Below are 12,055 nucleotides of genomic sequence, written 5' to 3' on the forward strand. Positions count from 1 at the left end.
GGTATAGCAACAGCCAAGGTGATTAGGATATGAACTAATGATACCGCAGAAGTCAGAAGGCAGGAGGCAGAAGGCAGGAGGCAGAATTTCAGAAAGAAGAAAGAAGAAAGAAGAAAGAATTAATTTTTACTCTACTCCCCCTCTTACCTTCTTACTGTCACCTGTCACCTGTCACCTGTCACCTTCTATAACTCACTGATGATTTGGCTACCGTTATGTTTTTCGGTTTTATTAGATGGTGGTGGTGGTGGAATTGCACCTGTTTTAGTTGGATTATGACCGGTTTGATTCCAGAGAATCATGGATAATAAACCATCTACTAATCCGTTGCTAGTGCCGTTGTTACCACCTACCATGATATCGGGAATTAAGCGGACATTGCGATCGCCTATAATTTGCATTAACTGCATGGCTGTGTATCCTTGCATTCCCAAAGCTTGGACACCGGTGCGGTAGGTTTCGGCTTTGGCGTTACCTGTAGCACGGATACCTTCGGCTTCTGCTAAGGCTTTCAGCTTGGTTGCTTCTGCTTGTCCGTTCGCTTCTTTAATTGCAGCTTGAGATTTCAATTCTGCTATTTGCACACTTTGTTCAGATGCAACCATTTCCTGTTGAATGTTAGCCAAGGCTGTTTCCCGCACCAGTTGCTGACGCTGGGTTTGTGCCATTTGCTGAACTTCGTAGGTTTTGCGTTCTTCTTCGGCAATTTTTCGGTCTGTTTGTGTCTGCATCAAGGTTGCAGGAGGCTGAATATCACCGATGAGGGTATCTATAGCTTGAACATCATAGGTACGCAAAGCGATTTTAATATAGTCTGCGGCTTCGCTTTGTCGTTCGCTGCGGGCGGTGAGGAAATCGAGTACAGTGTAATCTTGGGCAGAGTTGCGGAAATAGTTACCAATGGTTGGTTCTAGGACATGATCAACTAAATTTTGCATTGAACCAACACGGGAAATTACCTTGGGTGCATCCAAAGCACCAACATGGATAATTTGTGCTACTTCTAAATCAAAAGCGAAACCATCGCGCGATCGCACAGTTAAAGAAGCAAGTTGGGCATCATAACTATGGCGTTCTGTCCGCCGTGACCAGTTTAAAACAATATTGGTCGTCGGCACTAACTCAATTTTCATAATCCGCGAGTTCAGCGGTTGTTTACCAGGATAAAGCGGTTCCACCCACACACCTTTATGTCCTGGGTTAACCAAGTTACCATGGGTGAAAGCTGCACCACTCACGTCTTCTTGATCTTGACCTACGAAAGAAATTACCACACCCACATAACCAATGGGAATTTCCGTCATCGGTACTTGTTCAACTTGTACCAACCAAGGGTTTAAGTTCCAAGAACCAGAAAGTAAAATCTGTTCTTGCAAACCTCTTCTCCCACCACCATTCAGGAATTTTTGCCCGTTTTGGAAGTTATCATGTCCTTCAATTGTCGGACCAGCAATTTCACCAGGGGGAATAGGTAAACCGTCTAAGGTGGTAACAATACCAACTTTATCTGGTAAAACACTATATACCCGCAGTTGTTCAGGATTCATGCCGTGGGTACTAGCGTTAGCAGATGTAATCACTTTAAACAAGGCAGTGTTAATCCGATAAGTACCTGCGGTGAGAAAACCCATTTGTCGGCCTTTTTCTCCACCTTTGGTTAAGAATTTGCGGGCATCTTGGAAATTATCACAATCGACAATTTTGCCCAAAATCCGTTCTGGAGGGTTTTGTGCGCCATCTGCGGCGACAATGACAGCAATTTGGCCTTGAGGGACAACTATAACAGGTTCTTTTTTCACCGAGTATTGCCAAGGCCAATGACCCCAATGCCAACCAGGTGCGAGGGTATCTGCTTGTAAACCCGCTTCTCCATTCATGGCTATTAATCTACCTGGTGGTAGTCCTTTACCTGTGAGAGCGAATTTTTTCACCACAATTCCCACTTCGCGTTCACCGATAACTACCAGTCCACCAAATACCAAGGGGACAAATATCACCACACCACCAAATAAAATTAGGGGAATTATAGGTTCTACCCCCATTGCTTGATATTTAATCTCGCTAGTTTCTAACTGGTTAATGTTAGGTTGTGCTTGATCTGACTGGACTGAGGTAGAAATAACTTCTTTTGCTGTGGGTATTTTTATTGTTGTAGCATTAGCAGCATTAATACCACTTGCTAAAGCCAATGCTGTTACCGCAGATGCGGACAACTGTACAAATTTATTTTGTTTACTCTTACCAAGAGAAGATGCAAAACTTTTCATAATGTTTGCCCTTTTGGGCAACTAATCATCTAAGTTATCACTTCAAGCCCCAGATAGTAAATTTCTTAAACTTGATGTAACTTTTTGACGAGAAAAGGTTGTATGTTTGCCTATAATTAAAATCTCAATAAAACTTTAAATTATGATCTCCCTGGCGATGCTAACCAAGCAGTTTCGCCGCTTGTGCCAGCCCAGAAAAGGTTTAGCAATCACGTCCATGGGATATGCTAACGCCGAAGCTTGCATTATTGGCATAGTTGCTGCTTTATCTGCTGTTTTACTCAAACAAGGTTCAGGATGGTTAGGGACATGGCGAGTTCATAGTACCCACTTTTTACCAGCTTGGCTGACTTTACCGTTAATTGGTATGAGTTTTGGGTTTTTAGCTGGTTGGTTGGTGCAAAGATTAGCACCAGAAGCCGCTGGTAGTGGTATTCCTCAAGTTAAAGCCAGTCTTGCTAATATCCCGATCAAGTTATCCTGGCGGGTGGCAGGTATAAAATTACTCAGTACAATCATCTCCTTGGGTTCGGGTATAACGCTAGGAAGACAAGGACCCACAGTTCAAATCGGTGCCAGTTTAGCTGCGGGAATGAGTCGCACTTTTCCCACTTCTCCAGAACATCGCCGACAAATGATTGCTGCGGGTGCAGGTGCAGGTTTATCGGCTGCTTTTAATGCCCCTATTGCGGGGGTCTTATTTATTATTGAAGAGTTACTACAAGATGTATCAGGACTAACTTTAGGAACTGCTATTATCGCCTGTTTTATCGGTGGGGTAATTTCCCGGTTGTTAGGTGGTGGAAGTTTGCAATTAAATTTGCAATCAATGGAATATTTAAGTAGTTTTTCATTGCAGGAAATTCCGATTTTTTTCCTATTGGGTATTTTGGCTGGTCTACTAGGTGCAATATTTAATCGTGGTTTAATTTTTAGTGTTAAAACTTATCGCCGATTACATATAAGTTTACCGCTACGAGTGGCTTTAGCTGGTTTAATTTGTGGTTTAATTATCTCGGCTCTCCCTGAATATTACCGTGATAATACAGGTTTACGGGAGTATATGATTGCCAGTGAACCTAATCCCAGTTTTGCGGCAATTACTTTCATTGCTCAATTTATTTTAACTTTAATCGCCTTTGGTTCTGGATCACCTGGGGGATTATTTGCACCTAGTCTGATTTTAGGTTCTTGTTTAGGACACTTGGTAGGGGTTTGTGAGTTTCAAATTTGGGGTTTAGGTTCGCCTACTACCTATGCTTTAGCCGGAATGGGGGGATTTTTTAGTGCGGTTTCTAAAGTCCCAATTACAGCTATTGTAATTGTGTTTGAAATGACTACAGATTTCAATTTGGTGTTACCTTTGATGATTGTTTCTGTAACATCATATTTAGTTGCTGATCAGGTAGTGCCTGGTTCACTGTATGACAAACTTTTACTATTAAATGGCATCAAAATTGAAAAAGATGCTACCAGAGAAGGTGTGTTAACTCAATTAACAGCCCAAGATGTGATGCAGGAACGGGTGGAAACTTTAGAAACACAGATGTCTGTTGAGGAAGTTATTCAAGCCTTTTCTCGTTCTCATCATCGGGGTTTTCCGGTGGTAGAAGAGTGTAAATTGGTAGGAATTGTCACCCAATCTGATTTACAGAAAATACCTGTGAGTCGAGATACGGTTTTAAAAGAAATCATGACACCTCAGCCTGTCACAGTTACACCTAAACAAACACTTAGTAATGTGCTGTATTTGCTGGATCGTTATCAAATCAGCCGTTTACCAGTGGTGGAAAGACAAAAACTGGTGGGAATTATTACTCGTGCAGATATTATTCGGGCGGAAGCAGATCATCTGAATTGTGAAAATGGAGTTTCTGGACCCCAACCAGAACCTTCTTATGTAGTTTACCAAACGCGATCGCCTAGTATTGGGAGAGGGAGATTATTAGTTACGGTCGCAAATCCCGATACAGCGGAAACTCTTTTACAAATGGCTGCGACTATTGCTCGCGATCGCCATTATGAACTAGAGTGTTTACAAATTATCCTCGTCTCCCGTCATAGTTCCCCCTCTGAAACCCAAGTCAGCACTACAAAAAGTCGCCGTTTACTCAGACAAGCGGAAGCTTTAGCAAAAAAATGGCATATTCCCATCCATACCCAGATTCGAGTCGCCCATGATGTCGCCCAGGCAATTTTAGAGACAATCAATGAACGACATATTGACCTGATTTTTATGGGTTGGAAAGGTAATACTTCTACTCCAGGACGTATTTTTGGTACTGTTGTAGATACTATAATTCGTCAAGCAGTCTGTGATGTTGTCTTAGTAAAATTTGGTAATATTTCTGACCCTAACCATTTCAACCGTTGGTTAGTCCCCATGGCTGGAGGACCCAATGCACGCATGGCAATTAAATTATTACCGGCTTTAGTAACATTAGGAAATGATGCCCAAATTCGTCTCACGCAAATATTTAAACCATCGGAATTAAAGCCAGATATGACAGTTTTAGAAGAATCCACTCGTCAACTAATGCGTCACCGTAACTTGCAAAGTACAGTTATTGCTGCACCAGTACAAGCAAATTCTGTTTGTGAAGGAGTAATTAATTTAGTACAAACAGAAGGCTATGATGTTGTAGTTTTGGGTGCTTCCCGTGAGGGATTATTACAACAAGCAATTCAAGGTAATATTCCCGAAACTATTGCTTCGGGTGTGGAAAGTACGGTGATTTTAGTTAGAGGAGAGATTCATTCATAATTTGTAATTTGGAGCAAATTTATGACTGTAGAATAGAGTATTTATCTGACTTAATTAGGGCTTACTTAATAAAGCTACAACTTAGATATATCAAGAGTTTGAAGGGTTAAAAATGTGAATCAGGTGCAAGGAATAAGCGTTAAAACTGTTCATTTACCTATCACTTTTCCAGGTTCAAGATTATTCTTATCTTCTTCTAATTCTTCCTCCTGACTCCTGACTCCTGACTCCTGACTTCTAGCCCTAACGAAAATACTTTTTCTGCAAACCCTAATTAATAAATTTTCCGCAAAAGTTGGTTGCTACCAACAAGTACAAGCATCAACAACCCTAACTGGACTTGCCAAGGTGATAAAATCAAACACAAAATCACACTAATTGCTGTAAATACACCTGCAATATAGCCGATTTCATCATTTTTTTTGTTGAAAAAATAGCCAGTTATTAAACCCGTAAAGAGTGGAATCAGAAAAAATAGAGGCATTTTACCAAATCCTGAACTAACTGCCGATTGGTCGAATGAACTAATTTCAACCGATCTTGTGATAACAATTCCTGATTATACACTTAAGTAAGACTGATTTACAATAGTTTATATAAAAAACAATCTCCCCAAATTATTTAATTTTTCGGAAAAATAGCATCAAAACCGCGTCTTTACTGGCGTAATCAATTTTTTCCTATTTCCTATTCCCCGCCGAAACAGATATGATAACTTGCAAACAGACATGATGTAAGTCACATTTTCAATCATATTCACCCAATGTTGAACATTCCTCAACTACTAGCAACTGAACTAGAACTTCAACCCAATCAGGTGCAAAACGCGCTGGAACTTTTAGCCGAGGGTGCGACAATTCCCTTTATTGCACGTTATCGCAAAGAACGCACTAATGAGATGAATGAAGTGCAATTGCGAGATTTATCTGATAGGTATACATACTTAACAGAATTAGAAGAAAGGAAGAAGGCGATTTTAAATGCGATCGCCCAACAAGGTAAACTCAGCGATGAACTCAAAGCTAAAATTACCTCCTGTCTGCAAAAAACAGAACTTGAGGATTTATACCTACCATACAAACCAAAACGCCGTACCCGTGCTACCATCGCCAGAGAAAAAGGATTAGAACCTTTAGCAGCATTTATAAAATCATTAAATGTGAAAAATAGTGTAGCAGCCGACCTAGAAGCAGAAGCAGCAAAGTATGTTTCTGAAGAAAAAGCTGTAAAAACAGCAGAAGAAGCATTAAAAGGTGCATCAGACATCTTAGCAGAAGAAGTTGCCGAAAAAGCAGAATTACGGGCATATTTACGGGATTACTTGTTAGCAGAAGGTTTATTTGTTTCCCGCATCAAAGATGAACATCCAGAAGGGACAACCAAATTTGAAATGTACCGCAATTATCAAATTAAAGTCAGAAATATTGCCCCTCATAATATGCTGGCATTATGTCGGGGAGAAGCAGAGAAAATATTAAGCTTTGAAATTGACTTTGATGAAGATTTCGTACTTTCATATTTAGAATCCCAAGAAATTAAAACCAAAGTTCGCGCAGTTAGAGATTTTTATCAGCCGATGTTAAAAGATGCCTTTAACCGCTTGATGAAAACCTCCCTGATTGGAGAAGTAATTTCCGAAAAGAAAACCTATTCTGATATTGAATCCATCAAAACCTTTGAAGCAAATTTGCGGGAATTATTGCTATCTGCACCAGCAGGAATGAAACCAACATTAGCCATAGATCCAGGTTTTAGAACCGGTTGTAAAGTAGCGGTACTAGAACAAACTGGCAAATTCTTAGAATATCAAGCCGTATTCCCTCATCAAGCTGCTGAACAACGGAAAAAAGCAGCGCAAACCATCAAAAACTTAATTGAAAAATACCAGATAGAATTAATCGCCATTGGTAACGGAACAGCTTCCCGTGAAACAGATGAATTTGTGACAGAAATATTAGCAACCTGTGAACGCAAACCAGTTAAAGTCATGGTAAATGAATCTGGTGCTTCCATCTATTCTGCCAGCAAAGTAGCATTAGAAGAATTTCCCGAATTAGATGTTACAGTACGCGGTGCAATTAGCATTGGCCGTAGATTACAAGATCCATTAGCAGAATTAGTAAAAATAGATCCCAAATCAATTGGAGTCGGACAATACCAGCACGACGTAGATCAAAAATTGCTGAAAAAGAAATTAGATGAAACAGTAGAAAGCTGTGTAAATTTTGTTGGCGTAGATTTAAACACCGCTTCCAAAGAACTGCTAACATTTGTTTCAGGAATTACACCCACAGTTGCTAACAACATCATCGCCTATCGCAACCAAAATGGCGCTTTCAAAAATCGTCGTCAACTCTTAAAAGTAACAAAATTAGGACCAAAAGCATTTGAACAAGCAGCGGGTTTTTTGAGAATTAGAGATGGAGAAAACCCTTTAGATAACACCGCAGTACATCCAGAAACTTATCCAATTGTGCAATCTATAGCTACTGACTTAGGTGTACCATTAAACCAAGTTACACAAATTGCTGAAAAACTTAAAAAAACCAACTTAAAAAAATACGTCACCGACACCATAGGAGAACCAACACTGCGCGATATTCTCAACGAACTAGAAAAACCAGGAAGAGATCCCCGTGCAGAATTTAAGTATGCAACCTTCAAAGACGGAATCAAAGAAATTAGAGACTTAACCGTGGGAATGGAACTAGAAGGAATCATTACCAACGTTGCTAACTTTGGTGCATTTGTTGATATTGGTGTACATCAAGATGGGTTAGTACATATTTCCCAACTAGCAGATAGATTTGTTGATGATCCTCAAAAAATAGTCAAAGTTGGACAAGTTGTAAAAGTTCAAGTTTTAGAAGTCAATGAAAAATTAAAACGCATTAGCTTATCAATGAAAGCAGTTAAACAATAGAATTTAGGACTAAAGCTGCGTGTCACACCAAAAATCTATTGTAGGGTGCGTCAGACTACATAAATCTAGTAAATAAACAGATGTTTAACATCCGACACACCTTCCCAATGTGCCAGTTGCGTAAATCCTGGAATTAAACCTCACGCAAAGACGCAGAGAAAAAATTTATTTCTCTTCTCTGTGAATCTGCGTGAAACAACATCAAAAATACATTCAAAATTGATATGACAGTTTATCAAGTTCGACTAATTAACAAAAAATTAGGATTAGATCGTACCATTCAAGTACCAGATGATCAATATATCATCGACATAGCAGAAGAAACCGGTATCCGTTTACCATCTGGGTGTAAACAAGGGGAATGTTCAGCTTGTGTAGCTAAACTTATCAAAGGGGAAATAAATCAAAGTGAGCAAAAATTTCTCCGTCCCCATGAAATTGCTGCTGGTTATGTTATTACCTGTGTAACTTATCCCTTATCCGATTGCGTCTTAGAAACTCACCAAGAACAACTCTTATATAAATCCTCCCTCTACTATAAACCTGAACACTAAAAAATACTCCGCGTTCCTCTGCGTTAACCTCAGCGTTCCTCTGCGTTTCAAAAATCCTCCATTCGATATACCTCAATCCTATCTATCAATAGAGGTGAAAACTGTAATTTGAGTTAAAGATAGAGATGGCAATTACAGAGGTAAAAATAATGTGGGTAACATTTTTAACTGCACTCGCTACAGCATTAAGCCTATTAATTGTAGATATCCTTTTTCCAGGGGTTGATATTGCTAATTTTCCCGCAGCTTTAATAGCGGCTTTAGTAATTGGTTTGATTAATAGTTCAGTTAAACCAGCTATTTCTACTCTATCTTTACCATTGACATTTGTAACTTTAGGTGGATTTTCCTTAATAGTCAACGGAATTTGCTTTTGGTTAGCATCAGTTTTAGTTCCTGGGTTTAGAGTTGAAGGAATTATCGCGTTTATTCTCGCTCCAGTTGTTTTATCTTTGGCAAATACATTTATCAGTAAATACTTTGCCGAAAAGAATATGGATTTACAAAGCAATACTAATGTCAAAACTGAATCTTAATTTGGTGATAGTCGTCAGATAAATCCTCAGAAGGAGTGAATTTTAAAATTTTCTCTCCACAATGTATGTAAGTAAATTTGAAGAAATAGCAATAATCCCATGAAATTAACTCGTTTGCTACTGGCTTTATTCTTACCTCCAGTGGGTGTATTTCTCACAGTGGGTATTAGTCCAACTTTGATAATTAACATTTTGCTGACTCTTCTGGGTTGGCTTCCTGGTAGTATTCATGCACTTTGGGTAATTACCAAACATGAAGAAAGGTTGAATAGAGGAGAAGGTTTCTAGAAAACTTGAATCCTTGCTAGGCAAGGATTTAAGATCAAAAAAAAAGTGTTAATTTATCTATTGTTTGAATTTATAACTCAACTGCTAAAGCCACTAAACCTTGCTTGTTAAATTGTTCGATATTGAGATATGGAGAGTATGAAAATATTGGCAATATTTAATCACTGTAAGCGTCCAAACTGAAATAGTCTGAACGCTTTAATAATTAGGTTGCAGAATTATCTGCTATTTAGGTGAACTAAGCAGGAATCATTTGCATTGATCTACAAGATTCTGCACATCTGCGACAAGCTGCTGCACATGCGCTCATTCTGCTGTCATCACTGATTGTTTCACAAGCTGCTGCACAGCGATCGCACATTTCTGCACAAAGAGTGCAAGTCCGTCCAATAAACTCAGAACCGCCCATCATCATATTCATACACATCATGCACATTTCTGAGCAGTCGCGCATCATGCTCATAATTCCCATATCCATATACCTACCGCCTTTGCTGATACAGTAAGTCATGGTTTCTAAGCAGATTTTATGACATTCCATGCAAGCGTTGATGCAGGTTTGCATTTCGGTGGTCATGGATTCAGCCATCATCATCATCATAGTAAATACTCCTGTGTTTTGGATGAGTGTGTATAGTTCTAAACTGAAATTATGACAACATTAATTCCAACTTTTTTCTATGTAAATAGGACTTTTACCCTTGAATTTATCAACCTAGATAGCGATAAATTTACCAAATTCTAGCAATAAATTTATCAACTTTCACTGCTGTTTTGGCAGATTTTACTACTGAATTTTAATGGTAAAATTTCGCTAAAAAAGCTTGATGATTCTAATTTATTAGCCTTTGCGTTGGATACATTAATGGTCAGTAATTTTTTGTTCAATCCTAATACAATCTCGGCTTATAACAGTATTGATTAACTTAGATTAATGGCTTTTTTCCTTCTATCTTATGGCTGATTTTTAAAATAGAAAATAATTTATGGAGGGGTAGGATGGTATTATTTAAACTTTAATTTTTTTCTTGCTGTTACTTTTCGCATTAAACTATAAACATGAGCTTAATTGCATTATTTTTACAAACCAAGCAATAACTTTTTATCAGTTAAGTGACTATTAATGATACAGTATGAATACTGTTATATCAAAACTTATGTCTTGTACCATTCGCCAGAGACTGGAGCAAGATGTTAGAAAAACAGCTATTGAAAGTCCTAAACCAGAATCATTATGAAATCTCTGCACCGTCCTGATTTATATAGCTGGTCTTGTTTCAATCCAGCCAGAAATATTGATTTCAATGGCTTTGCTTGGATTCGTCCAGGGGGTAACATTTTGATTGACCCTGTAGCCTTATCAAACCATGATTGGAATCATTTGAAATCTCTTGGTGGTGTAGTTTGGATTGTGTTAACGAATTCAGATCATTTAAGGTCAGCTAAAGAAATTGCTAGTCAAACCTATGCAAAAATTGCTGGTCCGGCTGGAGAAAAGGATTATTTTCCGATTTTGTGCGATCGCTGGTTAAATGATGGTGAGGAGTTAGTACCAGGACTGAAGGTAGTTGAACTCCAAGGTTCTAAAACTCCTGGTGAGTTGGCTTTACTGTTGGAGGAAACTACTTTGATTACTGGGGATTTAGTGCGATCGCATTCCGCAGGTAGCTTGACCATCTTACCAGATGAAAAGTTAATGAATCGAGATCAAGCTGTGGCTTCGGTTCAGCGATTGGCTAGTTTGGAGAAAGTAGAAACAGTGCTGGTGGGTGATGGTTGGTCTGTGTTTCGAGATGGGAGGATGCGTTTGCAGGAATTGGTGGAGACTGTGGCTATTACTAGCAAATGAACGCCAAATAAGCCTGTTCTCACCCTTTTACTACTGGTCCCAATTTAGCAATTTCATAACCATTAGGATAGGTGCGGGTGGGATGATCAATAAAGAAATCAGACTGATGTGGTGCGGGGAAAAACTGTAAAATTCTCGCTCTAATTTTCAGCACAAATTCCACACTACGACATAATAATGGTGAAGGATGTTCAAATCCAAAAGCATCCAACATTGTATCATCCAATAAAGTATAAGTTATTGGTTTTAAAGGCTTCTCCATCCATTTAGGAAACCAACTGATAAACAAATCACGAGTTGATTCCCCAATTTTTTGATTATAATCAGAATATCTAAAGTTAGCTTTTTCATATTCTTGATTATATCGTTCAAATTCTTGGTATGTATCGGGGATATTTTTAATATCCATCAATTTACCAACTTGTCGCCAAAAATAAAAAGTTGCTAATTTTTCATTTTCACACATTAACCGCCAACCAAAACGTTGATTCCAGTGAATTGGTTCATAAATAAAAGTAGAAAGCACATACAAAAAATCAGCATTATCTATTTGAAAACGCCGATGAATTGAATTCATTTTTTGTAATGCTTCTTGACCTCTTTCACTCTCAAAACCCCATTTAATAATCTCCGTTAACATGATCGATGTATCATCATAACGTTTTTGGGGGCGATGGATGAATTCTCCGGTTTTATTCAGTAATTTAGAAATACTAGGAAGACAATAAGTTCGCATTAAAGCCACTTCTAAAGACCGAATAGTATCCCAAGGAAATTCATATCCCAGCATCAAATGACAAATCTGCCAACAATCCTTTTCTGGATCAAGTTGCTGAATTAAATGTAGATTTTGGTAGCGGTTTAGCATTCACTC

Annotated in this window: 10 protein-coding genes; 6 read left to right on the forward strand and 4 right to left on the reverse strand. The window is 38.6% G+C overall.

Features of this window, described 5'->3' with window-relative positions:
* Positions 1 to 185: 185 nt before the first annotated feature.
* On the reverse strand, positions 186 to 2,267 hold the full coding sequence (locus ACLLO5_RS10750) for an SPFH domain-containing protein (RefSeq protein ID WP_413175427.1): 2,082 nt from the start codon (positions 2,265 to 2,267) through the stop codon (positions 186 to 188).
* Between the two features lie 157 nt (positions 2,268 to 2,424).
* On the opposite strand from ACLLO5_RS10750, the gene ACLLO5_RS10755 reads away from it, so the two are divergent.
* Positions 2,425 to 5,031: a chloride channel protein gene (locus tag ACLLO5_RS10755; protein ID WP_413175428.1), complete on the forward strand. Its 2,607-nt coding sequence runs from the start codon at positions 2,425 to 2,427 to the stop codon at positions 5,029 to 5,031.
* A gap of 274 nt (positions 5,032 to 5,305) precedes the next feature.
* On the opposite strand, the gene ACLLO5_RS10760 is transcribed toward ACLLO5_RS10755, so the two are convergent.
* Entirely contained in the window at positions 5,306 to 5,515 is a 210-nt protein-coding gene (locus ACLLO5_RS10760; RefSeq protein WP_413175429.1) for a hypothetical protein, read from the reverse strand.
* Positions 5,516 to 5,794: 279 nt separating this feature from the next.
* Between ACLLO5_RS10760 and ACLLO5_RS10765 the strand changes: the two genes are divergently transcribed.
* From ACLLO5_RS10765 to ACLLO5_RS10780, 4 genes are all read left to right on the forward strand, one after another.
* On the forward strand, positions 5,795 to 7,954 hold the full coding sequence (locus ACLLO5_RS10765; RefSeq protein WP_413175430.1) for a Tex family protein: 2,160 nt from the start codon (positions 5,795 to 5,797) through the stop codon (positions 7,952 to 7,954).
* Positions 7,955 to 8,178: 224 nt separating this feature from the next.
* On the forward strand, positions 8,179 to 8,508 hold the full coding sequence (locus ACLLO5_RS10770; protein WP_413175431.1) for a 2Fe-2S iron-sulfur cluster-binding protein: 330 nt from the start codon (positions 8,179 to 8,181) through the stop codon (positions 8,506 to 8,508).
* A 149-nt stretch (positions 8,509 to 8,657) separates the two neighbouring features.
* Positions 8,658 to 9,044 carry a phage holin family protein gene (locus ACLLO5_RS10775; RefSeq protein ID WP_413176064.1) on the forward strand — a complete coding sequence of 129 codons (387 nt, stop codon included), beginning with the start codon at positions 8,658 to 8,660 and terminating at the stop codon, positions 9,042 to 9,044.
* A 99-nt stretch (positions 9,045 to 9,143) separates the two neighbouring features.
* Complete coding sequence (locus ACLLO5_RS10780; protein WP_013190986.1) at positions 9,144 to 9,332, forward strand: YqaE/Pmp3 family membrane protein; 189 nt, start codon at positions 9,144 to 9,146, stop codon at positions 9,330 to 9,332.
* 238 nt (positions 9,333 to 9,570) lie between these two features.
* Here ACLLO5_RS10780 and ACLLO5_RS10785 read toward each other — a convergent pair whose 3' ends face one another.
* Positions 9,571 to 9,933, reverse strand: a complete 363-nt coding sequence (locus ACLLO5_RS10785) for a four-helix bundle copper-binding protein (RefSeq protein WP_413175432.1) — start codon at positions 9,931 to 9,933, stop codon at positions 9,571 to 9,573.
* A gap of 633 nt (positions 9,934 to 10,566) precedes the next feature.
* Here ACLLO5_RS10785 and ACLLO5_RS10790 point away from each other — a divergent pair.
* Positions 10,567 to 11,181 carry an MBL fold metallo-hydrolase gene (locus tag ACLLO5_RS10790; RefSeq protein WP_413175433.1) on the forward strand — a complete coding sequence of 205 codons (615 nt, stop codon included), beginning with the start codon at positions 10,567 to 10,569 and terminating at the stop codon, positions 11,179 to 11,181.
* A 19-nt stretch (positions 11,182 to 11,200) separates the two neighbouring features.
* Here ACLLO5_RS10790 and ACLLO5_RS10795 read toward each other — a convergent pair whose 3' ends face one another.
* Positions 11,201 to 12,049: an oxygenase MpaB family protein gene (locus ACLLO5_RS10795; RefSeq protein ID WP_413175434.1), complete on the reverse strand. Its 849-nt coding sequence runs from the start codon at positions 12,047 to 12,049 to the stop codon at positions 11,201 to 11,203.
* Between the last annotated feature and the right edge of the window lie 6 nt (positions 12,050 to 12,055).

The organism is Anabaena azotica SJ-1 (assembly GCF_047275885.1).
In the GTDB taxonomy this organism is placed as follows: domain Bacteria; phylum Cyanobacteriota; class Cyanobacteriia; order Cyanobacteriales; family Nostocaceae; genus Trichormus_B; species Trichormus_B azotica_A.

What these genes read in the sequence shown, in the direction of transcription:
- ACLLO5_RS10795 (WP_413175434.1), bottom strand. Translation starts at nt 12,049, where the DNA reads ATGCTAAACCGCTACCAAAATCTACATTTAATTCAGCAACTTGATCCA.
- ACLLO5_RS10785 (WP_413175432.1), bottom strand. Translation starts at nt 9,933, where the DNA reads ATGATGATGATGATGGCTGAATCCATGACCACCGAAATGCAAACCTGC.
- ACLLO5_RS10780 (WP_013190986.1), top strand. Translation starts at nt 9,144, where the DNA reads ATGAAATTAACTCGTTTGCTACTGGCTTTATTCTTACCTCCAGTGGGT.
- ACLLO5_RS10750 (WP_413175427.1), bottom strand. Translation starts at nt 2,267, where the DNA reads ATGAAAAGTTTTGCATCTTCTCTTGGTAAGAGTAAACAAAATAAATTT.
- ACLLO5_RS10760 (WP_413175429.1), bottom strand. Translation starts at nt 5,515, where the DNA reads ATGCCTCTATTTTTTCTGATTCCACTCTTTACGGGTTTAATAACTGGC.
- ACLLO5_RS10755 (WP_413175428.1), top strand. Translation starts at nt 2,425, where the DNA reads ATGCTAACCAAGCAGTTTCGCCGCTTGTGCCAGCCCAGAAAAGGTTTA.
- ACLLO5_RS10790 (WP_413175433.1), top strand. Translation starts at nt 10,567, where the DNA reads ATGAAATCTCTGCACCGTCCTGATTTATATAGCTGGTCTTGTTTCAAT.
- ACLLO5_RS10775 (WP_413176064.1), top strand. Translation starts at nt 8,658, where the DNA reads ATGTGGGTAACATTTTTAACTGCACTCGCTACAGCATTAAGCCTATTA.
- ACLLO5_RS10770 (WP_413175431.1), top strand. Translation starts at nt 8,179, where the DNA reads ATGACAGTTTATCAAGTTCGACTAATTAACAAAAAATTAGGATTAGAT.
- ACLLO5_RS10765 (WP_413175430.1), top strand. Translation starts at nt 5,795, where the DNA reads ATGTTGAACATTCCTCAACTACTAGCAACTGAACTAGAACTTCAACCC.